Source organism: Streptomyces sp. NPDC008137 (assembly GCF_042957035.1).
Lineage (GTDB): Bacteria > Actinomycetota > Actinomycetes > Streptomycetales > Streptomycetaceae > Streptomyces.
In genome coordinates this window covers 427,060-450,258 of record NZ_JBIBHN010000001.1, presented here as the reverse complement: position 1 = coordinate 450,258, position 23,199 = coordinate 427,060, and the positions used below count along the sequence as shown (strand labels likewise).

The 23,199-nt window shown below is 67.3% G+C and carries 24 protein-coding genes and 1 riboswitch; of the genes, 17 read left to right on the top strand and 7 right to left on the bottom strand.

Annotated elements, in window-relative coordinates; translation table 11 throughout:
* Positions 1-2 precede the first annotated feature (2 nt).
* From ACFZBT_RS01945 to ACFZBT_RS01935, 3 genes are all read left to right on the top strand, one after another.
* On the top strand, positions 3-1,328 hold the full coding sequence (locus ACFZBT_RS01945) for a protein phosphatase 2C domain-containing protein (RefSeq protein WP_391097615.1): 1,326 nt from the start codon (positions 3-5) through the stop codon (positions 1,326-1,328).
* Between the two features lie 99 nt (positions 1,329-1,427).
* Positions 1,428-2,774 (top strand): VWA domain-containing protein, encoded by a 1,347-nt coding sequence (locus tag ACFZBT_RS01940; RefSeq protein ID WP_391097614.1) that lies wholly within the window; start codon positions 1,428-1,430, stop codon positions 2,772-2,774.
* A 32-nt stretch (positions 2,775-2,806) separates the two neighbouring features.
* Positions 2,807-4,369, top strand: a complete 1,563-nt coding sequence (locus tag ACFZBT_RS01935; protein WP_391097613.1) for an FHA domain-containing protein — start codon at positions 2,807-2,809, stop codon at positions 4,367-4,369.
* 12 nt (positions 4,370-4,381) lie between these two features.
* Here ACFZBT_RS01935 and ACFZBT_RS01930 read toward each other — a convergent pair whose 3' ends face one another.
* Positions 4,382-5,371, bottom strand: a complete 990-nt coding sequence (locus tag ACFZBT_RS01930; RefSeq protein WP_391097612.1) for a methyltransferase domain-containing protein — start codon at positions 5,369-5,371, stop codon at positions 4,382-4,384.
* 78 nt (positions 5,372-5,449) lie between these two features.
* Here ACFZBT_RS01930 and ACFZBT_RS01925 point away from each other — a divergent pair, with 78 nt between their 5' ends.
* The gene (locus ACFZBT_RS01925) at positions 5,450-5,863 is read left to right on the top strand and encodes a globin (protein WP_391097611.1); all 414 of its coding nucleotides are present in this window, start codon (positions 5,450-5,452) and stop codon (positions 5,861-5,863) included.
* Between the two features lie 26 nt (positions 5,864-5,889).
* Here ACFZBT_RS01925 and ACFZBT_RS01920 read toward each other — a convergent pair whose 3' ends face one another.
* The 4 genes from ACFZBT_RS01920 to ACFZBT_RS01905 all read right to left on the bottom strand — a co-directional run bounded on the left by ACFZBT_RS01920 (position 5,890) and on the right by ACFZBT_RS01905 (position 9,729).
* Entirely contained in the window at positions 5,890-6,558 is a 669-nt protein-coding gene (locus tag ACFZBT_RS01920) for a hypothetical protein (protein WP_391097610.1), read from the bottom strand.
* A complete protein-coding gene (locus tag ACFZBT_RS01915; protein WP_391097609.1) occupies positions 6,555-6,968 on the bottom strand; it encodes a thioesterase family protein in 414 nt (137 codons plus the stop codon). Before ACFZBT_RS01915 ends, ACFZBT_RS01920 begins: the two co-directional genes overlap by 4 nt.
* Before the next feature lie 6 nt (positions 6,969-6,974).
* Positions 6,975-8,639 (bottom strand): energy-dependent translational throttle protein EttA, encoded by a 1,665-nt coding sequence (gene ettA, locus ACFZBT_RS01910; protein ID WP_391097608.1) that lies wholly within the window; start codon positions 8,637-8,639, stop codon positions 6,975-6,977.
* A 334-nt stretch (positions 8,640-8,973) separates the two neighbouring features.
* On the bottom strand, positions 8,974-9,729 hold the full coding sequence (locus ACFZBT_RS01905; RefSeq protein ID WP_391097607.1) for a UTRA domain-containing protein: 756 nt from the start codon (positions 9,727-9,729) through the stop codon (positions 8,974-8,976).
* A gap of 78 nt (positions 9,730-9,807) precedes the next feature.
* Between ACFZBT_RS01905 and ACFZBT_RS01900 the strand changes: the two genes are divergently transcribed.
* The 6 genes from ACFZBT_RS01900 (at position 9,808) to ACFZBT_RS01875 (ending at position 15,554) form a co-directional block, all read left to right on the top strand.
* Entirely contained in the window at positions 9,808-10,086 is a 279-nt protein-coding gene (locus ACFZBT_RS01900; RefSeq protein ID WP_391006124.1) for a hypothetical protein, read from the top strand.
* Positions 10,087-10,678: 592 nt separating this feature from the next.
* Entirely contained in the window at positions 10,679-10,975 is a 297-nt protein-coding gene (locus ACFZBT_RS01895) for a hypothetical protein (RefSeq protein ID WP_391097606.1), read from the top strand.
* 483 nt (positions 10,976-11,458) lie between these two features.
* Complete coding sequence (locus ACFZBT_RS01890) at positions 11,459-12,211, top strand: hypothetical protein (protein ID WP_391097605.1); 753 nt, start codon at positions 11,459-11,461, stop codon at positions 12,209-12,211.
* A gap of 339 nt (positions 12,212-12,550) precedes the next feature.
* Positions 12,551-12,769, top strand: coding sequence for a hypothetical protein (locus ACFZBT_RS01885; RefSeq protein ID WP_391097604.1), 219 nt, complete (start codon positions 12,551-12,553; stop codon positions 12,767-12,769).
* Positions 12,770-13,357: 588 nt separating this feature from the next.
* Positions 13,358-14,650 (top strand): hypothetical protein, encoded by a 1,293-nt coding sequence (locus ACFZBT_RS01880; RefSeq protein ID WP_391097603.1) that lies wholly within the window; start codon positions 13,358-13,360, stop codon positions 14,648-14,650.
* A gap of 343 nt (positions 14,651-14,993) precedes the next feature.
* Positions 14,994-15,554: a hypothetical protein gene (locus tag ACFZBT_RS01875; RefSeq protein WP_391097602.1), complete on the top strand. Its 561-nt coding sequence runs from the start codon at positions 14,994-14,996 to the stop codon at positions 15,552-15,554.
* Positions 15,555-15,651: 97 nt separating this feature from the next.
* Here the strand turns inward: ACFZBT_RS01875 and ACFZBT_RS01870 are convergent, their stop codons facing one another.
* On the bottom strand, positions 15,652-16,119 hold the full coding sequence (locus tag ACFZBT_RS01870) for a hypothetical protein (protein WP_391097601.1): 468 nt from the start codon (positions 16,117-16,119) through the stop codon (positions 15,652-15,654).
* Positions 16,120-16,624: 505 nt separating this feature from the next.
* A riboswitch (cyclic di-AMP (ydaO/yuaA leader) is annotated at positions 16,625-16,833 on the top strand.
* Positions 16,834-16,841: 8 nt separating this feature from the next.
* Here ACFZBT_RS01870 and ACFZBT_RS01865 point away from each other — a divergent pair.
* Entirely contained in the window at positions 16,842-17,162 is a 321-nt protein-coding gene (locus ACFZBT_RS01865) for a hypothetical protein (RefSeq protein WP_391097600.1), read from the top strand.
* Between the two features lie 910 nt (positions 17,163-18,072).
* The gene (locus ACFZBT_RS01860) at positions 18,073-18,867 is read left to right on the top strand and encodes a GntR family transcriptional regulator (RefSeq protein WP_386781989.1); all 795 of its coding nucleotides are present in this window, start codon (positions 18,073-18,075) and stop codon (positions 18,865-18,867) included.
* Here the strand turns inward: ACFZBT_RS01860 and ACFZBT_RS01855 are convergent.
* On the bottom strand, positions 18,851-19,891 hold the full coding sequence (locus ACFZBT_RS01855) for an XRE family transcriptional regulator (RefSeq protein WP_391097870.1): 1,041 nt from the start codon (positions 19,889-19,891) through the stop codon (positions 18,851-18,853). The genes ACFZBT_RS01860 and ACFZBT_RS01855 overlap by 17 nt on opposite strands.
* A 428-nt stretch (positions 19,892-20,319) precedes the next feature.
* Between ACFZBT_RS01855 and ACFZBT_RS01850 the strand changes: the two genes are divergently transcribed.
* From ACFZBT_RS01850 to ACFZBT_RS01830, 5 genes are all read left to right on the top strand, one after another.
* Positions 20,320-20,673 (top strand): hypothetical protein, encoded by a 354-nt coding sequence (locus ACFZBT_RS01850; protein WP_391097599.1) that lies wholly within the window; start codon positions 20,320-20,322, stop codon positions 20,671-20,673.
* A gap of 2 nt (positions 20,674-20,675) precedes the next feature.
* Positions 20,676-22,031, top strand: coding sequence for an FtsK/SpoIIIE domain-containing protein (locus tag ACFZBT_RS01845; protein WP_391097598.1), 1,356 nt, complete (start codon positions 20,676-20,678; stop codon positions 22,029-22,031).
* A gap of 83 nt (positions 22,032-22,114) precedes the next feature.
* Positions 22,115-22,795, top strand: a complete 681-nt coding sequence (locus ACFZBT_RS01840; protein WP_391097597.1) for a DUF2637 domain-containing protein — start codon at positions 22,115-22,117, stop codon at positions 22,793-22,795.
* 21 nt (positions 22,796-22,816) lie between these two features.
* Positions 22,817-23,008: a mobile element transfer protein gene (locus tag ACFZBT_RS01835; RefSeq protein ID WP_391097596.1), complete on the top strand. Its 192-nt coding sequence runs from the start codon at positions 22,817-22,819 to the stop codon at positions 23,006-23,008.
* Positions 23,009-23,021: 13 nt separating this feature from the next.
* On the top strand, positions 23,022-23,177 hold the full coding sequence (locus tag ACFZBT_RS01830; RefSeq protein WP_104779910.1) for a hypothetical protein: 156 nt from the start codon (positions 23,022-23,024) through the stop codon (positions 23,175-23,177).
* Positions 23,178-23,199: the final 22 nt, after the last annotated feature.

The following is a 23,199-nucleotide window of genomic DNA, read 5'->3' as shown; positions in this document are numbered from 1 at the left end:
TGATGTCGCAGATGCCCCAGTTGTCCGCCTGCCCGAGTTGCGAGGAACCCCTCGAATCGGGTGACCGTTTCTGCGGCGCGTGCGGATATGACCTGTCCGCCGTGCCCGAACGGCCGCAGGACAACCCGACCATCACCATGAACGGCTCGGTGCCCGCCCAGGGCGCCCCGGCCGGTGACTATCCCGAGCGCCCCCCGGCGCCACCCTCCGGCGCGCCCTGGCCGGCGCCGGGACCGGCGGACGCTCAAGCCCCGGCCGCGGCCGTCCCCATGCCACCGGAGGCGCCCCCGGCCACCGGCGTACGGTTCGACCGGCGGCCCGAGCCCGAACAGACTCAGCCCGACGAGTACCTCCTCCAGGCACCGGACCCACGGGTGTCCGCCGAGCCCGCGGCCCCGGCCGCCGGCGCCGGCGGCAAGGTCTGCGTGGCCTGCCGTGCCGGCCGCGTGGACGACGACGGCTACTGCGAGAACTGCGGCCACGCCCAGCCGCGTGAACGGGACCACATGGAGCAGGAGTCCGGCCCGATGGCCGCGGTCAGCGACCGCGGCCTGCGCCACCACCGCAACGAGGACGCGTTCGCCATCGGCACCACCGCGCTGCCCGACGGCACCCCCGCCTCCGTGGCGATCGTCTGCGACGGCGTCTCCTCGGCGACCCGTCCCGACGACGCCTCCCAGGCGGCGTCGCGAGCCGCGAGCGAGGCGGTGCTGGCCGCCCTGCCGCGCGGCGCGCACCCGCAGCAGGCGATGCACGACGCGATCGTCGCCGCCTCACGCGCCGTCAACTCGCTCGCCGCCGAGCCCGCCACGGCCCTTGAGCAGGCCCCGCACCAGAACGCCCCGGCGTGCACCATCGTCGGCGCCGTGGTGACATCGGGCCTGCTGATCGTCGGCTGGGTCGGCGACAGCCGCGCCTACTGGGTCCCGGTCGACCGGAGCGCTCCCCCCGCCCGGCTCACCGAAGACGACTCGTGGGCCGCGCAGATGGTCGCCGCGGGCCTGATGAACGAGGCCGAGGCCTACGCCGACGAGCGCGCCCACGCGATCACCGGCTGGCTCGGCGCGGACGCCTACGAACTGGAACCGCACACCGCCGCGTTCAAGCCGGACCGGCCGGGCGTGGTGGTGGTCTGCACGGACGGGCTGTGGAACTACGCGGAGGCGGCGGAGGAAATGGCCCGGGTCCTCCCGCCCGACGCCGCCGCGCATCCGCTGCACAGCGCCCGGGTGCTCGTCGGCCATGCCCTCGACGGCGGGGGCCACGACAACGTAACAGTGGCTCTCGTGCCGTTCCCCGCCGTGCCCCAGGGGGCAGGATCGGCCTGAGGCCACGTACGGGGACGCCTCGGCGGGCCGGAGGGGACCGGTCCGCCTACCGTCATCACCCCGCTCCGGTGGGGGCTTTCGAGGGGGATCGAAGCAGGCATGGCCATTTTCTCGAAGTCGAACGTGCCGCAGTTCTCGGTGGACGTGTACCAGAACGAGTACCTGCCGGAAGGCGCCGGCGAGGTCAACGCCATCGTCACGGTGACGGCGACCGGCGGCGGCACGATCGGCAGCGCGGTCGCGGCACCCCACCTCTACTCGCCCGGCCAGGGCCCGTCCGCGGCCGTGGCGGTCATGGTCGACTGCTCGGGGTCGATGGACTACCCGCCGACCAAGATGCGCAACGCCCGGGACGCCACGGCCGCCGCGATCGACACCCTGCGCGACGGCGTGCACTTCGCCGTGATCGGCGGAACGCATGTGGCCAAGGAGGTCTACCCGGGCGGCGGACGCGTCGCGGTCGCCGACGCCACCACCCGCGAGCAGGCCAAGCGGGCGCTGCGCTCGCTCAGCGCGGGCGGCGGCACGGCCATCGGCACCTGGCTGAAACTCGCCGACCGCCTGCTCTCCTCGGCGGACGTCGCCATCCGGCACGGCATCCTGCTCACCGACGGCCGCAATGAGCACGAATCGCCCGAGGACCTGAAGGCCGCGCTCGACGCGTGCGCCGGGCGATTCACCTGCGACGCGCGCGGCGTGGGCACCGACTGGGAAGTGAAAGAAGTCACAGGGATCGCCTCCGCCCTGCTCGGCACCGCCGACATCGTCGCCGATCCGGCCGGGCTCGCCGCCGACTTCACACAGATGATGGAAACGGCGATGGGCAAGGAGGTCGCCGACGTCTCCCTGCGGCTGTGGACCCCGGTCGACACCACTGTGAAGTTCGTCAAGCAGGTCGCGCCGACGGTCGAGGAGCTGACGGGCAGGCGCACCGAGGCGGGCCCCCGCGCGGGCGACTACCCCCTTGGTTCCTGGGGTGATGAGTCCCGTGACTACCACGTCTGTGTCGAGGTCCCGGCCGCGCACATCGGGCAGGAGATGCTCGCGGCCCGGATCTCACTGGTCATTCCGCAGCCCGACGGCAGCGTCCAGAACCTTGGCGCGCAGGGTCTGGTGCGGGCCGTGTGGACCGACGACATGGTCGCCTCGACGTCGATCAACCCTCAGGTCGCCCACTACACCGGGCAGGCCGAACTGGCACAAGCCATCCAACATGGACTGGACCTTCGCAAAGCGGGGGATATGGATGGAGCAACGGCCAAACTGGGCCGGGCCGTTCAGCTCGCGAGTGCCTCCGGGAACGCCGATACTGCGAAACTGCTTGCGAAGGTGGTGGACGTGGTCGATGCCGCGACCGGTACTGTGCGACTGAAGGCGAAGGTTCAGGAGGCCGACGAGATGACGCTCGAGACCCGGTCCACCAAGACCGTTCGTGTGAAGAAGTGACCTAGAAGAGATCGAAGGAGGGACGGGCCGACATGCCGACCTGCCCGAACGGACACCAGTCGGGTTCCGACGACTGGTGCGAGGTCTGCGGTCACCGCATGGCGGGTGCCGTGCCTCCGCCCCCTCCACCGCCCCCGCCCGGCGGCTACGGCTTCCCGCCCCCCGGTGGTCCCGGGGGCCCTGGCGGCCCGCCCGGTGGTCCCGGTGGCCCGCCCGGTGGCCCCGGTGGACGCCCTCCGCACCTGTCCGCCGTACCGAACGCCGAGCCGGAGCTCTGCCCGCAGTGCCGTACGCCGCGTGAGGGCGGCGCGCCCTTCTGCGAGGAGTGCCGGTGGAACTTCCTGACGAACACGGCGACCTCGTACACCCCCGCGGCCCCGCCCCCGCAGGCGCCCGGCCCGGGTGTACGTTTCCAGCCTCCGGGCCCGCCCGGTCCCGGCCCGTCGGGTCCGTCCTACGGCGGCGGTGACTCGTACGAGTACCAGGGCTCCCGCCCGTCGCAGATGAACCGCCCGGCCGAGCCGATCCCGCCGTTCGGCAGCGACCCCTCGGGCCCGCCGCCTCCTCCCGGCGGCGGTTTCCCCGGCCCGGGCGGACCCGGTGGGCCCGGTGGTCCCGGCGGTTACCCCGGCCCCGGCGGTCCCTCCGGCCCTGGTGCCGGTGGTCCTCCCGGCCCTCCCGGGTTCGGTGCCGACCCCTCGCGGCCGGTCCCGCCGCCGCCCGGCCCCGGCGGACCTGGTGGTCCCGGCGGCCCCGGTGCGCCCGGCGCTCCGCAGGCCTTCCAGCAGTCCGGCCCGCCGGCCCCGCCCGGATTCCCGCAGGAGACCCAGCGGCCGCCGCAGCAGGGCGGTCCGTTCGGCGGCGGTGAGGACGACTGGGTGATCTCCCCTCCGACCACGGGTCCTGGCGGTCCTGGTGGCCCCGGCGGTCCTGGTGGCCCCGGCGGTCCTGGCGGCCCCGGTGCCGGTCAGGGCGGCGGCTACGGCTTCCCCCCGCCCGGCGCGACGCAGGCCCCGCCCGCTCCCGGTCAGGGCGGTGGCTACGGCTTCCCCCAGCCGGGCGCGACGCAGGCACCTCCCGGCCCCGGTCAGGGCGGTGGCTACGGCTACCCGCAGCCCGGCGCGACCCAGGCCCCGCCCGGTCCCGGCCCCGGCGGCTTCCCGCAGCAGCCCCAGGCGCCGCAGGGACCGTCGACCTGGACCGCGACCATCGGCCCGGACCGCGACTACTTCATGGCGATGATGCAGCGCTCCGGCCCCGAGGCCGCGGGCCTGAACCTGCCCGCGTACTCGCCCGAGCAGCAGCGCACGCTCACCGGCAACCAGATCACCATCGGCCGCCGCCGGCACTCCACCGGCGACACCCCCGACGTCGACCTGGCGGTACCGCCGGAGGACCCGGGCGTCTCGCACCAGCACGCGGTGCTGGTCCAGCAGCCGGACGGCAGTTGGGCGGTCGTCGACCAGAACTCGACGAACGGCACAACGGTCAACGGCTCGGACGAACCGATCCAGCCGTTCGTCCCCGTCCCGCTGCAGGACGGCGACCGCGTACACGTCGGCGCCTGGACGACGATCACGATCCGCCGGGGCTGAGCCCCACCAGGATCAAGAAGGGAGGGGCCAGGCGTACGGCCCCTCCGGGTCGTCCAGCCAGGCCCACTCGTGGTCGCCGCGGACCGTGATGCCGTAGCGTTCCCGCTGCGGCATGCCCTCCTGCTCCCACAGCGCGTGCGCCTCCTGCGGATCGAGGCTGCCGCGGGTCAGGGTCAGCAGGAAGCGGAACAGGTCGTCCTCCCTGGCCCGGCGCGGCACCCCGCCCAACTGGGCGGGTTCGCCCCAGGGCCGGCTTCCGCCGCGCAGCGGCACGAAGTAGGCGGGAGTGTGCAGGAAGCGCCCCTCGGCATGTCCGGCGTCGCTCACCGTCAGCACGACCAGCCCGGTGCCGAGCGGCATGAGGATCCGGCCGCCCGGACGGCTCTGCGCGAGCCAGGCGCGCGGCACGGTGTTCAGGGCGCAGGTGGCGATGATCCGGTCGAACGGCGCCCGCTCGGGCACGCCACGGGCGCCGTCGCCGGTGACGACGACCGGGTGGTACCCGGCAGCTGCCAGATGCCGGCGGGCCGACTCGGTGATCTCCGGGTCGAGGTCGACGGTGGTGACCTTGTCGTCGCCCAGCCGGTGGGCGAGCAGCGCCGCGTTGTAGCCGGTTCCGGCGCCGATCTCCAGGACCGCGTCCCCGTCCTTCACGCACAGCGCCGTCAGCATGTCCGCCATCAGGGAGGGCTGGCTGCTGGAGGAGAGCAGTTCGCCGTCGCGCAGCCGCGTCGCCAGCGGCGTGTCCTCGTACGCACCGCGCACCCACCGCTCACGCGCCCGGGGGTCGGGGCTCTCGCCCCAGCGCCGTTCGTAACCGCCGGCGACGCCGACGTAGTAGTACGGCACGAAGAGATGGCGCGGGACCGCCGCGAACGCCTCGCGCCACACCGGGTCGGCGGCCCAGGCCCCGCTCGCGTCGATCCGGCGCACCAGTGCCGCCCGTGCGGAGGCGGCGAGCCCGTCCGGTTCCGGTTCCCTGTCGGGAGCATGCCCGCCCATACCCCCACACTAAGGGCAGCGGGGCCCGGTAGTGGGCGGGTCCTAGGCCTTGAGTCCTATGTCCCCGCGTCTGAGAGCATGGAGGGCGTGAATGAGATTCGGCGCGGCACGCTTCAGGAGCAGACCTTCTACGAGCAGGTCGGCGGGGAGGAGACCTTCCGCCGGCTCGTTCACCGTTTCTACGAGGGAGTCGCCGAGGACCCGCTGCTGCGGCCCATGTATCCCGAGGAGGACCTGGGCCCGGCCGAGGAGCGCCTGGTGCTGTTCCTCATCCAGTACTGGGGCGGCCCGACGACGTACAGCGACAACCGCGGCCACCCGCGCCTGCGGATGCGGCACGCGCCCTTCACGGTCGACCGCGCGGCGCACGACGCCTGGCTGAAGCACATGCGGGTCGCCGTCGACGAACTCGGGCTGTCCGAGGAGCACGAGCACACGCTGTGGAAGTACCTGACGTACGCGGCGGCCTCGATGGTGAACTCGCCGGGCTGACCGGCACAAGGGACGGGGCAGCGGGTTCAGCGGACGCTGACGTCCAGCGCCCCGAGCCCGGCACGTCGTACGGCGACCGATCCGTACGGCGTGCGCAGCCGGAGCCACGCACCCGAGGAGAACAGCCCCAGCGGCACACCCGGGCGCAGGAAGCCGAGCGACTGCGCGGCGTGCACGACCCGCACGGGGAGGCCGGTGTCGCCGACCGTACGGGACCAGATGTCCCGCCCGATCCGGTCCAGCTCGGCCCTGGTACGGCCCTCGGACGGCAAGTCCTGGGTACGTGACCGGAACTCGGCGACGACGGCCGCGACCAGAGCCCGCAGCGCCTCCGGCGCCGGCAGCCCCGGCTCGGGCCGCCAGCCGCCGCGCGGCGGCAGCACGCCCGCCCACGGAGGCCCGGTCACCGCACCCGGCACCGCTGCCGTCGCGGCCGTCTCGTCCACCGACTCCAGCAGCTCACCGGCGGACACGGTCACGTCGAGCGTGACGTCCAGCCCGTTCTCGTACGGCTTCGCCAGCCGCACCGCGCGCACGGCCAGCACCTCGAAGGACGGCGGGCGTCCGAAGACGGCCAGTGCGGTGCCCGCGGCCTGCAGACGCACCGCGGCTCCACGGTCGTAGTGGAGCAGCCGGGAGAGGAAGGCCGCGAGATCCGCCGCCTCCCCCTCGTCGACGAGGTGCAGGACCGTCATGCGGCGACGGCCTCCTCCTCGGCGTCGTCCGTGTACTCCTGGAGGAACTCCCGTTCCTCCGCGGTGATCCGGCGCGGACGCTGGGCCTCGAAGTCGAACGGCACGACCACCGTCGAGGCCCGGACGTAGACCAGGTCGTCGTCCTTCACCTCGTAGCTGATGGTGAAGGACGCGGCCCGGATCTCGCTGATCCACAGCTCGATGTCCACCGGGTGGTGCCGGTGGACGAGCTGCCGCTTGTAGTCGATCTCATGGCGTGCCACCACGGACCCCTGCTGGAAATCCTTCTCCGGCCGGAAGAGGAAGTCGATACGGGCTTCCTCCAGGTAGCGCACGAAGACCGCGTTGTTGACATGGCCGTACGCGTCCATGTCCGACCAACGCAGCGGGCAGCGGTAGTTGTGCCGCAAGATCGATCAGCCCCGGGTCAGCTTCTTGTAGGTGGCGCGGTGCGGACGCGTGGCGTCCGGGCCGAGCCGCTCGATCTTGTGCTTCTCGTACGACTCGAAGTTGCCCTCGAACCAGAACCACTTGGACTCGCCCTCGTAGGCGAGGATGTGCGTGGCGACCCGGTCCAGGAACCACCGGTCGTGGGACACGACCACGGCGCAGCCGGGGAACTCGAGCAGCGCGTTCTCCAGGCTGCTCAGGGTCTCGACGTCGAGGTCGTTGGTCGGCTCGTCGAGGAGCAGCAGGTTGCCGCCCTGCTTGAGGGTGAGCGCGAGGTTCAGCCGGTTGCGCTCACCACCGGAGAGCACGCCGGCCGGCTTCTGCTGGTCCGGGCCCTTGAAGCCGAACGCGGAGACGTAGGCACGGCTGGGCATCTCGACCTGGCCGACGTTGATGTAGTCGAGCTCGTCGGAGACCACGGCCCACAGGGTCTTCTTCGGGTCGATGTTCTCGCGGCTCTGGTCGACGTACGAGATCTTGACGGTCTCGCCGACCTTGATGGAACCGGAGTCCGGCTCCTCCAGGCCCTGGATCATCTTGAACAGGGTCGTCTTACCGGCGCCGTTCGGGCCGATGATGCCGACGATGCCGTTGCGCGGGAGCGTGAAGCTGAGGTCGTCGATGAGGAGCTTCTCGCCGAAGCCCTTGCTGAGGTTGTTGATCTCGACGACGACACTGCCCAGACGCGGGCCCGGCGGGATCTGGATCTCCTCGAAGTCCAGCTTCCGCATCTTCTCGGCCTCGGCGGCCATCTCCTCGTAGCGGGCCAGACGCGCCTTGGACTTGACCTGACGTCCCTTGGCGTTGGAGCGCACCCACTCCAGCTCTTCCTTCAGACGCTTCTGCCGCTTGGCGTCCTTCTGGCCCTCGACCTTGAGGCGGGCGGCCTTGGTCTCCAGGTACTTCGAGTAGTTGCCCTCGTAGGGGTAGAGGCGACCGCGGTCGACCTCGCAGATCCACTGGGCGACGTTGTCGAGGAAGTACCGGTCGTGGGTGACCGCCACGACGGTGCCCGGGTACTTGGCCAGGTGCTGCTCCAGCCAGTTCACCGACTCGGCGTCGAGGTGGTTGGTGGGCTCGTCGAGCAGCAGCAGGTCGGGCTGCTCCAGCAGCAGCTTGCACAGCGCGACGCGGCGGCGCTCACCACCGGACAGGTTGGTGACGGGCCAGTCGCCGGGCGGGCAGCCCAGGGCGTCCATGGCCTGCTCCAGCTGGGCGTCCAGGTCCCACGCGTTGGCGTGGTCGAGGTCCTCCTGGAGCTTGCCCATCTCCTCCATGAGCGCGTCGGTGTAGTCGGTCGCCATCTGCTCGGCGATCTCGTTGAACCGGTCGAGCTTGCCCTTGATCCCGGCGACACCCTCCTGGACGTTCTCCAGGACGGTCTTGTCCTCGGTCAGCGGCGGCTCCTGCTGCAGGATGCCGACGGTGTAACCGGGCGTGAGGAACGCGTCACCGTTGGACGGCTGCTCCAGACCCGCCATGATCTTCAGGATCGTCGACTTGCCGGCGCCGTTCGGGCCGACGACGCCGATCTTCGCTCCCGGGTAGAAGCTCGTCGTCACGTCGTCGAGGATCACCTTGTCGCCGTGCGCTTTGCGCGCCTTGCGCATGGTGTAAATGAACTCAGCCAAGAGAAACCGTCCGGCAGCTTGAAACTGGCAGTGGGCAGATACACCCCATCTTGCCGTACCGCCAGCCCTGGGTGGAAACGCGTATGGGTGGGGGGCTGTGACCTGGGGGTTCGTGGTGGGCGGCTTGGACTCGCCTGTCACTGTCGGTCGCCGTTGGTCGGCCTCGGGCGCCCTCGCACGGCCCAGAGACGGCCCAGGAGCGATCACTTGATGGCAGCGTTGTACGAGGGTTGGGCCATCGTCGCGACGTGAAAGGCAGGGCTGACCGCCCTCACCGCTTGAGACGTGGACGTGCTGAAGGACCGGCACAGTCCGCCCGCGCGAAAGCCTGTGCCTACCGGTTGATCGGGATCTCGTAGACGATCTCGCAGTGAGCGGCGGGCACGACGATGTCCGCTGTCTCGACGGGCCGCCCCTGGTCGCTGTAGTACGTCCGCCGGATGTGCGTGACGAGTGCGGCCTTCTGGATGCCCAGAAGAGAGGCCTCCTCGGCGGTCGCCTGTCGCGGTTCCGGCTGCTCCACGGCGTGGCTGACGGTGACACCGATCGCGGCCATGCGGTTCACGACACCGGCCCCGGCGTACGGGCCTCCCTCAGGGAGAACGACCAGGGTGCCGGCGGTGAGGTCGTAGGGCTCCCAACTCGTCGACAGTTGCACCGGCCTGCCGTCGGCCAGGAACTCGTATGACGTCCTGACGCACAGGTCGCCCTCGCTGATGCCCAGCCGCGCCGCGATGTCGGCCGGGGCGGGGACCTTGGCGTCGGTCCGGCTCTCCCAATCTCCTTGCCTGCCCACGGCCTTCATGTCCGCCCGAAAGGGAGATCCGCTGGGCTGCTCGCGCGCAGACGACCGGACAACCCGCACCCGTTGCCGAGGCTCGGCGACGTAGGTCCCTGATCCGGCGCGACCTTCCAGCACGCCCTGGGAGATCAGCAGTTCCTGGGCCCGGCGAACCACGTTCTCGCCCACGCCGCACTCCTGGCCGATCTGGGCACGGGAGGGCAGCCGGTCCCCCGGCTCCCACACGTGCTCCGCGATCCGCCGCCGGAGTTCGTCGGCGATACGGAGGTAGGGCGGCTGCTCAGACATATGGAAAATCTAGTCCACTAGCTCTAATCTAGTTAACTAGCTTCACTTAAAGTGATCGCCGGTGACGGAGGCTGCCCTGTGCCCGCTTCGGGAGTTCGTGCGGCAGCCATCGCTGCCCGGCTGTCCGACCTTGGACTTCCCGCGCGCTTGGAAGAGCACGACCGGCAGACGTCGGTCGAGGCGGAGGTACCGGAATCACTCACCGCCGACTTATGGCGGGAGGTCCTTGAAGCGGTGGCTGAGGCCGATCGATTCGGGCTTCTCGCCACCAGCCTGAATGGCCGCACCCTCTGGGCGGTCGTACGCAAAGCGGTCCCCACGACGGGCGATGTCGGGGGACCGAGCCATCAGCGATAGGAGCTGACCAGCGTGCTCAACCGTATCCGCCGTGCCGCCTCGCTCACCAGAGCGCGGCACTTCCCCCGGGGCAGGCACCGCCGCCCCTTAACGCCCTTCCAGCCGACGTCTGCCCCCGTTTCCTCTGCATCTGCTGACGAGCCGACGGTCGTCCTAGGCCACACCCTCGACAAGGCGAGTCACTGGCAGCCACTCAGAGGCGAGGACACCGCACTCGTCCGTCCGTACGTACTGGCGCACGAAGAACGCGCACGGCGGCACCCGACTGTCGTCATCGCTCCCCAACTACCGACCGACGCCTGCTCGACTCTCCTGGGGGTCCACTGATGCCCTCGCAACGGCAGACTCTTGGCCCGGACACCTCGGCCACCTCGTACCGCTCGACTGCTTGCCAAATTGGCACGCACCACGCCTGCGCGGAGTCCTCTCCCGAGTCGGCGCCGGCCGACCTGCCCTTGATCTACGAGGCCTGCGACTGCCGGTGCCACTCGGCACCCGGTCAGTCCGGGCCCGGGAACCACGCGGTGAGCGACTCGGCATCCACCCGCGCGCCGGCACTCAACGCCGAGATCACCGAGAGGTGCACGCGGGGATGACGGCACAGGACGAGTTGAGGCTTCTCCCGTGGGTGGGGCCGGACGGCAAACCGTGCTACTTGAGCACCGACGACCAAGGTGGCTACGTCTCCCGTCTGGCGGACCACATCGAGGCGTTCCAACTGGGCATGGCGTCCCAATTGCTGGAGCGCTCACGTGAGGTACTCGACGACGAAACTGAAGACTTGGAGGAGTTGCACCTCCTCACCGTCCAGCTGACCAGCGCCCTGCAGGACGTGCTGCGCATAGCAACCAGCCGCGGGCGGGGATCAGCCCGCGCTGGCCACCCCTGAAGGAACTGAACAGTACCGACTGACAGTGCGGCAGGGAGCCTCGGAACGGTCCGGGCTCCCTGCTTTCGTCCGGCGTGCGATGTGCAAGGACAGCGCGGGCTTCAGGGATCGCTGCGCGGACTTGGAGTAGGTCAGCGTCATCGCACTGGATGGAGGTAGGTCCCCCTACGCCCCTCCTGTCGCCCATAGGACGGACGATCTTCCCTTTTGCTGGCAAGCAGACTGTTGCGGAGCCATACTGTCTGACCGGGACGCCAAATCTTCCGGGGGTGGCTTCAGTTGGGGAACGCGGGTCGCAAGAAGACCGTCGCCTTCTATGAGATCGTCAGGCCCAAAGAAGCGGGAGACCCTAGGTTTGATCACCTCGATTGGCCGAGAGTTCTAAGAAATCTAGGGCGGATTGAAATGCGTCAGCGTCGATACACGCATGGCGCCGATGTGTACGTTGGCGACCCCATATCAGTGCAGGGACGCCAACACCTCGTGCTTGCGAGACTTCGGGATGGCGATATCCAACAGATCGACTGGGAGCACAATCACATCTCCGACTTGAGGCTCGACGGAAATCGGAGCGTGGTCGACACTACAATCATCTGCTTCCTCCCATTCGGTAACGTGATCGGCGTGATTCAGGGAAGCGCATCCGCTCCCCGGCCACCAGCCTTGCAGCGTTGGCTAAATGCCATGAACGTAGTAAATGAAGACTTGACTGTTATGCCCTTGGTAGGAAAAAAGGCCTGGGAAAAGTTAAACAACGCCGAGGCGGTTAATCTTTTTGAAATGAGACTCCGTCCGGGGCAGATGATATTTCCCTCAGACGCAGAAGGTTTGGGTGATTTCTCGCGGCAGGCACACAAGCGGAACCCGGATGCATTGATCACGCTGACCATGAAGATCCCTAAGCGGCGCGGCTTCGGGCGGGACACGTCCCGGTCGCGCGGAGAACGACGACTGCGCGAGGATGTCCAGCATTTCATCTCAGACTTCGGCAGCCTGGTTGGGCCCGACGGAGCAGTAGATAGGGCAATTGCGCATGTGACGCTGTCGGCTTCGGACGGATCTCTTGTAGAAGATCAAATCAACTTCGTATCTGACCACATCACTGCCCAGAAGCCCGTCTTCCTGCGCCGGAGCGAAGGGCAAGCTCCCTGGTACGAGGCCGCGGTGCATGCGGTCCTCGACGTAGCTGCGGCCCACGACGCCGAGCTCCGGGACGCTGTCAGACCCGTGCCCTAGGCTCTCACTAGCCGGAGGGGGGCAGTGATGGTCAGCGGGATCCAATTGACTCGGAGAGCTCACAATCGGTGGAGCGAACACCCCTCCACCGATTGGATAGGCGCAGCAATTTGTGTATTGGCGCTCGGCTTATGGCAGCGGGGTCACGTTCTTACCGATCACTCCGCCGATCAACGCATGAACATTTACGCGACAGTCGCGTCCGTTGCGGCGATCGTCGGGGGTTTCGGAACTGCTGCGATTAGCCAGTATGCAACAAGTTCCGGCCGAAGGATGACGTTCTTACGGGAACGCTTTGGTGAGAGCCTTCGACGAAATTGGGTAAGTATCCTGACGTCGATGACTGCAGTAGCTGCCGGTTGTTTGGCTACCATGCTGGGCGATACGGGGAAAACCATCGGATGGCAGGGATGGATGGTCGAATTCCTGCTCTTCCTGGGGCTTCTTCGTGCGGTGCGATTGATCTGGCTATTCCGTCTCCTTATCGACGTGTCCGATCATGACGGAACAATCGCCGCGAGGAGCGAACCGGTGAGAATTATTGACCCCGACGAGTAGCCCGCGGGACCGCTTCGAGTTCGCTCGCCACTGTCCGGGCTTGTGGGCGGCATTAGGTCGGGCCGGCGAGCATCGCGGAGGACCGGAGAGGACCGTGTGAAATGCCGAGGGCGCCACCTGCGGCTCCCGGGAACTAAAGAATGGTGCGCGTTGCTGTCAAGGCGAGCTTGAGCGGGATCGGAGTGCTCGCGCTGTATTGGTGGAATCGCCACCACTGAGTCATGCCCAGGAGTGTGCTGCTTTGGGCCTGCTAGCGGCACACTCCTGCACTGTCAGCAACCCGATCACCCTGTCTGCTTCGGCCGACGGGCTGTAGACCCACAGCACCGGCTCGTTGTGGAGGAGGCCAGCCCGTTCGAGCCGGGCAGGCGGGCTGACATCTGGTGATCGGTCGTTGTGCGGTTGGTCTGTGTCGCAGCCAGCGAAAGCCAGCCACAGCCGTGGAAGCGTCAACCGATCAGGTGCGCTTCTACCTCGCTATACCCCCACTGGACTGGGCGACGACGTGACGCAGTCCGCTCCGCCGGCCCCGGTCCGTAGGTAGAGTTCCCGCTGTACAGAGGGGGATTGCTGATGAGTAGACGCGTCGTGAAGCTGCCGGACATCCCAGGAGCAGGTGAGGAGCTTGAGGACTACGTCGCCGCGCTGTTCCAGGCGTCGGGCCACTTCGTGGAGAAGCAACTAGTGGAGTCCGATCCAGCGGACCTTCTCGAGCTCGACATCGTTTCCACGGACTACACGCACGAAGAAGCTGTGCGGCAGCTTATCGAAGTCAAGGGGGGAGGCTGGGGCTACACCGATCTCTTCAAGGTCGTCGGGTTGATGCAGTACCTGAAGATCGATCGTGGTGCCTTTTTCATCACCAAGTGGGACAAGCGTGAGACTGCCCCGAGCCGGATGGAGCCGCTGGGGCTGAACGTCGTCTGCTTCAAGGACTTCAAGGTCGCTCCCGAGCAATTCACGCAGAAGGGTTTCGGAACCTTTGTTGAGCCGGAGCTGATCGAACTGTGGCAGCACTCTTACGGTGTGGAGCGCCGATTCATTAAGCTCCTAAATCAGCGAGCAAGGAAGAAGGGAGAGGAAGGGGCCAAGGCGGCGAAGATCTATCATCGCCAGATCAACAACGGGACCTTTTTTGCCCGCGCTCCGGAGGAGTCCTTGGCGATGCTATACGAAGCGTACAGCGAGCATCCGAAGTTGACGCGCGGCTATGCGCACGAGCTCGACGGAGGAGCGTTCGATCCTCAGTCTGTGAATCCCAACAGTGCGAGCTATACGGGCATGCTCCAGGGCAAGTTCCCGGAGCTTCAGGCCTGCTGCTACCTTGAGCATCGCGCCCGGCTTTCAATTTTGAAGTCGGCGGTTGACTATGCGCTTGCGCACCCAGATGGGGCCCCGGAGTTCGGGATGTCGGAAGACGGGAAGACGTGGTTCTTTGAGGGACTGATCTACCACGCCCTACCGGAGACGTTCCACAGCGGCATGGCTTGGTTGCGTGAGCAGCCAAATTTCCGCCGCTACGCAACCTTCTGGCAGCAACTCCTCTGGGGCTGGGGAGGGTTTTACCTTGACGATAGGGAACAGCAAGAGTTCGAGTGGATGTCGAGGTACTCGGGTATACCGGATGAGGAAATTCCAGTAGCTCTGGAGGCATTCGACAGGTTCTTCCCTATTCCCGGGGGCTGGTTCGTCACTGCCGGGAGGACAGACGTCCGTATGGTTAAGATGGTGCCGTGGATTTTCCAGGGAATCGGGGCTCATCACCGCCGTGTTCAGTATGGACAATCCGACCTATCTGGGCTGAACCCTAGCGCCCCCTATACCCTCAGCGATCTCGGCAAGCGCATCAATTGCGCAGTCGACTTCCTCTTGGACCAGTAGGGGTCTGGTCCCTGTTGAACGGAGTGGCGCGGACCAACGGCGGTCCAGACGGGTGGATGAGCACTGCTTTAGGAGTTCGATCCGGGCCCGCTCTGGGTGCTGCCGGCGACTGGCGCGACGGCACTTCACGCGCGTGAGGGAGGCCAGGCCGGTGGCTCCCTCTCGACCCCCGCCCGGACCCCTCTCACGCCCTGATGTCGAGCCGTACCAACCCCGTGGCCGACCGGCGCTGCACGTCCCCCTGAGAGCCTCTCAGCGGGGCCCCCGGGGGCTTCCGGTACCGAACCGCTGAGTCACCTCAAATCCGGTACGGGACGTGACGCGGGTCGTGCATGCTCAGCGCATGAACACCGCTCAGTGGGCACTCTTGGTGTCCTGCCTCGCTGCCCTCTTCACGGGGCTCAACATGCTGGCCTCTTGGATGACGTTCCGCAGAGCCAAGCCCCGCGTACAGGCTGGCTTCTCCGTGTTCGTCAGTGACGAGACGGATCTCGCCCTCGTAATTGACCTCAGGAACAAGGGTCAGTACCCCATCACGGTTACGGATCACGTGAAGGTATGGGTAACCCCGCTCAAGGAAAGGCCGCAGACAACCATACTCGGCAAGATCCTCGGCGCGGTATACCGGTCCGAGATGGACATGATGTTGGATGGTCGCCCCGGATACCCGTTGACCCTGGATATCCCTGAGGGTGAGCCTCGGGACATCCCGGCTTTCGGCGGTATCAGTATCCAGTGTCAGCTTGATACTGAGCGCTATGTGAACCAGTTCCCGCATGAGGTCCCGCTCTATGCTCGCGTGGATGTCACGCTGTCCAACGGCACCCAAAGCCGTACGACGTGGGTCGGTATCTGGGACCCCAAGTCGACTATGGCTAACGGCTATCTGCCGCGTAAGGGCTAACCGTTCACGGCATAGCTAAGAGCCCCGCCCTACCCTCTTACGAGTTGGAACGGGGCTCTCAGTGTGTGCGGCTCCCCATACGTCGACTCAGGGCGGCTCAGTCATCGGGCTTTAGGCGGCTCTGATGGAACTTGCGACTCATGGCCGTACGGCCATTGGACAGCAACACCCTGAAGCGACAACGCCCGCTCATTGGCACCGTGCGTACGGGCGCAGAGAATCCGTGCGTGATGCCGTCGAAGGGTGGCACCCGTTCACCTTCTCCCGGTAGAAAACGTTCGCCCTTGAGTAGGGGTAGCGTGTCTTTACGATGCCAACGGACATGCTTAACCAACTCAATGCGCTCAATCGATACCGGGTTAGCCCCCATGTTCCGGAACCTCAACACATACTGATACTCCTTCACCCCGTCTCGGTTGGTTACCACCGAGCGCCGGAAGATGCGTACCTTCACCTTTGGATGTACGCGCCTATAGGTGCGATACCCGACCACCACGTTGATACCGGTGAACAGAGCGCTTACCGATGAAATGATGATGGCGACAACCGGCAGCGTCTTGTCCATAACGCGAGTATGACGCTGCGCCCAGAGACAGCAAGGCACACCCGCCCAACCGGTTGACGCGGGCGTTCGTCTCTCCGGCATCCGACAGTGCCCCTCCAGACGCCCCTCACAGGCTCCTGGCCGGCCTCCGACCACACGGGAGCCGGGCTCTACCAGATCGGGCTTCAGCAGGCGAATCCGGGTTTTGAGACGAACGCGGCCCTCTGGCCTCGGCAGATCGTGTTTGACGGCTCGTCAAGAAGGCTGTGACCTGGCGTTTCTCTGCAAAGAACGATCTTGTATCTTGCGTCAATGACGTACGTCACACCCAGTAGCCGACATCGAGGGGTGACGTGTCCCGATCAAAGTGGTTTCGGACCCAAGTACCTTGCTTGACCTGGGAAGTTGGCCTGTCCACCCGAACGGGTTAGTGGTGAGTAACATCACAAAAGTGGGGTTGGGTTGTGATTTTCAGGCAGGCGTGCGTCTAGGGTCTCCTCAAGTCCTCGCCGTGTAGGCGAGGCGGCCCGGATGGACGCCGAGTCCTGCCACCATCCGGGCGTGCCTTAACGGGAGATTGGCAGGAGTGGAGGACCCAAGCACGACGGGTCGCCGGGACGGTCACGCCATGAACGGACCCGAGCAGCCCTTGGGGTGAAGCCGCGTCAGCGGCCGGGCAACTTCGCCAGCCCGAATCCGACAGGTCATCCTTCACAGGCGGCTGACGAAGGTGAAGGTTGCACATGAGTGCGACGCAGAGCGACCCCCAGGTGTCGGGGTCGAACGGCCCGCAGGTCTCGGGGTCGGGTCCCGGTTCGGGTTCCGGGGCAGGTTCCAGTTCCGGCTCGGGCAGCGGGAGCGGGGACGACGGGTCCAAGATCCGGAAGTTCGAGGCCGTGATCATCCTTCTCATCGGGCTGGTCGCCGGACTCGTCTCCGGAATCGCCGCGCGTACGTGGGGGCACTTCCCGTACTTCGGGGCAGTCATCGCGGGGGTCAGTGCCGGGTTCTTCGTTCCCGGCTTCATCATCATGATCATCAAGTACATCCGGAACCAGCATTGATCCGGTAGTACGCGCATCTCACCCGGCTCTCCGGCACCCCGGGGCAGCTAGGGCAAGAGCCGCATGATCTCCACGGCGACCCCGTAGGAGGCGCGGACCAGGGTAGAAGAGGTCTCGGCACCCAAGCCGGGACCTCTTTTCCGTGCCCTCGAAATTCCCTGCGGTGATCAGTTGGGCCGGCGGCCGTGACCTGCGACCGCCTTATCGATCAACGTCATGACCTGCCGCTGAGTCGTCGGTAGCTGTCGATGATGATCATCGTTGAGCGCCCTTCCACGGCCCGAGGACGGCCCCGGAAGGTGCTCCTGTATGTTCACTCGGATGCCGCAACTGGCGTTGCGGAGCGTTCTTGACAGTCACACGATCAAGACATGTCTCACGCGTCAGGCGGGCAGAAATAGTGAGCGCCTATGTAATTCTCGTCACGATGATTTATAAGGGTAAGTTGCTGGAGCCAGCATGGGATGATGGCGCCCCATAGGTTGGCGGAACGGCTTTGGGCTGGAGCTGATTTGGCGCGAGTGATCATGGCCCATTACGCTAGCCCGCGGATCGGGCAGGTTTGTGAGCCTGCCCGTTAGTGCCCGATCTTGGGCCATGATCTTCGAGGCTCGCGCCAAATTGGCTGCCTAAAGCCGTGGAGCCGACCGCCCCAGCCACAGAGGGTTTCCTGCCTCAGCCCGCATGCACGTAGCGCGCCGCCGGGCGCGGCCAGCCGGGGCGCAGACAGAAGGCAGGCCGCGCCGCAGAGGCGGCGCGCGCCCGCGCCGTGCGCGGGCCTTGATGAAGTAGGGAAAGTTGTACCGCGCTCTTGTTGATCACTGTGTCAGTCGGTGACTACTCACGTGAGTAGTCACACGGCTAGGCTTGTGTTGGCTACCCGACACGACGACAGGAGCGTGCTCACCGGATGGGACCGAAGTCGGAGCGGGTCTACCGCACGATTCGTGAGTGGATCGCTGAGGGCAGGTACTCGCCAGGTTCCAAGCTCCCGTCCGAGCGGACCTTGTCCGAGGACCTGGAGATCGGCCGCACGGCCCTGCGTCAGGTGTTGGCCAAGCTCGTTACTGAGGGCGTCGTCGAGGTGCATGGTCGTAGCTCGTACCGAGTGCCGGACCGATCCGTCACGACTGAGGCGCCGGCGGACGTCGAGCCATGGCAAATCCACGGTGAGCGGACGTTGTACGACAACCGATGGGTGAAGCTGAGCCTCGTTGATGTGGAGCCGCCCGGCGTCGAACGCTTCGAGCACCATGTCGTCAGGCTCCACCATGTGGCCATCGCCGCCGTCATTGACGACCAAGACCGGGTGCTCATGATGTGGCGGTACCGCTTCGTCCCTGATGCCTTCGGCTGGGAACTGCCAGGCGGCATCGTCGACGAGGGGGAAGATTCCCTTCAGACCGCCTTGCGTGAGGTCGAGGAAGAGACCGGGTGGCGGCCGAACGGACTGGAGCACGTGGTCACTTACCAGCCCATGGTCGGCATGGTCGACTCGCCTCACGACATCTTCGTCGGTGAGGGAGCGAAGCTCATTGGGGAGCCGACCGACTTGGAAGAGGCGGGGCATATCGCCTGGGTGCCGCTGTCTGACATTCCCGGCCTGATGGCTCGTGGTGAGCTGATGGGGTCCGGCACGTTGGTCGCCCTCCTCCATGTGCTGGCTACACGCGGGCGCGGCGCGTCGCCTACAACCGCTGCGTGAGCTGCTCGATCCGGCGCCTGTGACGTACTGACTTAGTTCGGCTTGCCACGAGTCGGGCTTGCCGCAGGTGCTTGCGCGCCTGGTCGTACTCCCCGCGGGCCAGGTGGGCTTGGGTCAAGTCGCAGTGGAGTCCTGCCGACGCCCTGACGAACGTCGGATCGGTCGTCTCCAGCGCGGCGTACAGGTTGTCCACGGCTTCACCATCTCCGATGAGGGCGAATGCGTTCCCACGCCACCTGGTGAGATGGCCTTCGTTCAGGAAGATGCTCAGCATGTCCGGATCACGGGCTTCTTCTCCTGAGGGCAGGTGACGCATAGCAAGGTCAAGAGCCCGTCGGCAGTCTTCCTGGAGCCCAGCTCGGGCGCAGATCTCCGCTTCGGCGGCGTGTAGCCACGCCTTGAGGCGCGGAGACATGCTCTGCCCTCCGAGACGCTGTGCTTCTCGAACAAGGTGCACCGCCATTTCGGGGCGCCCGGCGTCGCAGAGCACGTATGCCTGTTCGGCGGTGGCATGGGCGAGGTACATGGGCTCCTCGGCCTCTTGGGCGGCGCGCTTCCCCAGCTCGTAGTGACGCCACGCTCGTTCGACGGCTCCGACGTCAAGTGCCTGCCAGGCCGCGAGTGTTGCCGCACCGGTCAGTGCCAGAGCGACCGGGCGCCGGGTCTCCGGGAGCACGGCGAAGGTAAGGGCGTCCTCCAGCCGCGTCAGGTGGGCGGTCATCTGGTCGACCAGGCTTGCGGCGCCCATCTGGCGGTCGATGGTCCGGAGCAGTTCAGTCTGGTCCATGAACGTCTTCACCATGGTCAGGCTGACGTTCCGCGCCTCGTCGATCCGGTCTATCAGCTCGTCGTAGCCGTCTGCCATTGCGGGTGCCGGCGGCTGCGCTCCGCCTCCGAGCTCGGCGTCGGTGATGCCGAGGAGGGCACGGAGGATCTTGGCGTAGTAGTCCGAGATCGTTCGTCGGCCGTTCTCCCATTCCGAGACGTACACTCGCAAACTCGCGGTTGAGGCGACGGTGAGCATGTGCTGACGTGCATGGCGCTCGATCTCCCGCACCAGATGCTCCTGTGACCAGGCCCGTGCCGTTCTTGCTGCCCTGAGTCCGCTCATGTCGTACTGCCGTTCCTCCTGGGGTTGTTGAGCCGTAACAGCAGGATGCCTCACATCGACGCAGGTCGGGAGGGGTTAACCAGCCTCGTGTTAACCCCTGTTGCCTACCGGGGCGTTGTCTGGCGCGCTTTCCTGGAGCCGTCGCAGTCAGGCGAGTTGAGGTGCCGGCCCGCGACAGCGCTTGACATCTGGTGCGCACCAGATGCAACCTTCTGGTGCGCACCAGATGGTGGCGCGTAGCACTCCGTGGCTTTGCTGCGGCATTCCATCCGCGATCACAGGAGCGGCGACCCACCGCCAAGCAAGTACGCCGCTCCCGCCCCTCTCAAGGGAGTTCCATCATGCGTCAGATTCCCGTAGACACGTCCGCCGCGACTGTGATGGTCGCCAAGGCCCCGCAGCCCAAGGTCCGTGACCGCCGTACCGGCGAGATCGCCACCGACGCCGACGGCGTCAAGCTGATGACCGTGGACGTGATGTTCGCGGCCAACGACGAGGTCGAGATCCTGTCCGTCACCGTTCCGGAGCCCGGTATCTCCAGCGACTTGGCCATGGGCACCCCGGTCGCCTTGACGGGGCTGATCGCCCGGCCGTGGGAGAACGAGTTCAACGGCCAGAAGCGGCACGGCATCGCCTTCCGTGCGGTCGCGGTCACCTCGCTGGCTGCCACCGGTTCGGCATCCGAGGCGGCCTGATCATGACCTGGTTCATGGTCGCTGTGGTTGTGGTCGGCGCCGCTGCAGGGCTCCTGCGGTGGCGGCGCCCCGCCTGGTACTGGCTGACCTTCGGGGTGATCGTCGCCATGGTGCGGGTTCTGGTGCGCTACGCCTCGGTCATGGACGCCTGCGGCCTGACGGTCCCGCCTTCACGCTGGCGGCTGGCCTTGGCCCGGGTGGCCAACCGGCCGGTGCCGGAGTCCCGGGTGCCGCGCATCCTGCGGTTACGGCCGACCCGGACCGGTCTGGTCCTGCGACTCAAGCTCCGACCGGGACAGGACGCCTTCGACGTGTCGGCGGCCACGGACCGGCTGCGCCACTCCTTCGGGATGTACGGCGTCACCTCCCGCGAGGTCCGATCCGGCGTCGTTGAGGTGCGGATGACCGGCTACGACGTGCTCAAGCAGGTTCAGATGCCCGCGAAGACCGACACGCGTCCGATGCGGGTTCCGGTCGCGCTGCGGGAGGACGGCTCGGTGCACTACCGCGACTACCGTGCCGTCCCGCACGGCCTGACCCTCGGGGCCACGGAGTCCGGCAAGTCCGTCTACCAGCGCAACCTGGTCGCGGGGCTCGCCCCGATGGACGTCGCCCTGGTCGGCATCGACTGCAAGCAAGGCGTCGAGCTGTTCCCGCTGGCCCGGCGCTTCTCCGCCCTCGCCGACAACCCCGACACCGCCCTAGAACTACTGGAAGCCCTGGTGTCCCACATGGAGGAGGTCTATCAACTGATCCGCGCCGAGCAGCGCATCAGTGTCGCGGTGCCGGATGCGGAGATCGCCGCCGACATCTGGGACCTGCCCGACGACATCCGCCCCGTCCCGGTCGTGGTCCTGGTCGACGAGGTCGCCGAACTCGCCCTGTTCGCCAGCAAGGACGAGGAGAAGCGCCGCGACCGGATCATCACGGCCCTCGTGCGTCTCGCCCAGCTCGGCCGCGCCGCCGGCATCTACCTCGAAATCTGCGGACAGCGTTTCGGCTCCGAACTCGGCAAAGGCATCACCATGCTCCGCGCCCAGCTCACCGGCCGCACCGCCCACCGCGTCAACGACGAAACCAGCGCCAACATGGCCTTCGGCGACATCTCCCCGGACGCCGTCCTGGCCGCCATCCAGATCCCCGCCGAGACACGCGGCATCGCGATCGCTGGTGACTCGACCGGTGGCTGGCACCGCATCCGCGCCCCGCACACCTCGCTGCGCCAGGCCGTGAACCTCTGCAACAAGTACGCCGACCGCACTCCCGACGTGCCCGCGCTTGCGGCCTACCGGCCCGCGGTCGCCGCGCTGCCCTCGGCCCGGGTGCCGCTGTCCAAGACAGCCCCCGCCACCGCCTGACCTTCCCCCGCTCCACCGGTCGGCGCGACCGCTTCGCGCCAGGTCCCTACCCCCGCCATGCCACAACACCGGAAGGAGCCGTGATGGCCCGCCCCGCTCTCCGCATAGATGCCGTCCTGGTCCAGGCCGTCATCGCCGGGGCGCTGTCCTTCGCCCACCTCCACGACCTTGCGGCCGCCGCCGGGCAGGACGGCTGGAAAGCCTGGGCCTACCCGATCAGCGTGGACCTGCTCCTGGTCGCCTCTTGGCGCCGACTCCGCGTCGACGGGCCGTCCCGGCTGGCCTGGTGCTGGTTCATCGTCGCTCTGTTCGCCTCCCTCGGCGCCAACGTCGCCACCGCCGGACTCCTCGACCTGACCGACGTTCCGGCCTGGCTACGCATCCTCGTCGCCGCCTGGCCCGCCCTGGCCTTCATGGGCGGCACCCTCCTCGCACACTCCGCCACAGAACGAGTGCCGGAACCGCCGGCACCCGCAGCCCCGGTCACCGAACCGAACCCTGAGCCGGTTACCGAAAACGAACCCGAGCCTGTGCCTGAGCCGGTCCCGGCGGTCGACGACACCCCGACCCTTCCCGCCGCCGAGCCTGCCTTTGCCGAGCCCGCCCCGGCTGTGCCGGTCCCGGCCGCGCTGGTCGACCACGCCCGCAAGGTCGCCGACGACCACCGCGCCCGTACCGGTTCGCCGATCGACACCGACACCCTGCGTGCCCGCCTCGGCGTCCCGCCCCAGCTCGCCGACGCCATAGCCGCCCAACTCGCCTGACCCGAAGGGAGACCCACCGTCATGCCCGCTCGTGACCACTTCCACTCCGTGATGCGGATCGGCCCCGTGCAGATCGGCACCCACCGCGACCGCAACGGCCGGACCAAGCACGCCGCCGTGTGCACCGCCGACCGGTGCGGCTGGTCCGCCGACTACTCCAGCCAGTCCGCCGCCCAGCTCGCCGCCCGCACCCACCGCTGCCACGTCCGCTAGGAGGCCCACCGCCATGGAAGTACCGCTCTGGCTCGCCCTGCTCGTCGTCGGCTACCTCGGCGTCAAGCTCATCCGCCCGCCCGCCTGGCTCATCGCCGTCCTGCTGCTCGGCGGATTCCTCCTCGCCGACAGCGTCCTAGCCCCCGCCATTGACACCTTCATCAAGTGACCGCCTCCGGAAGGGAGTACCG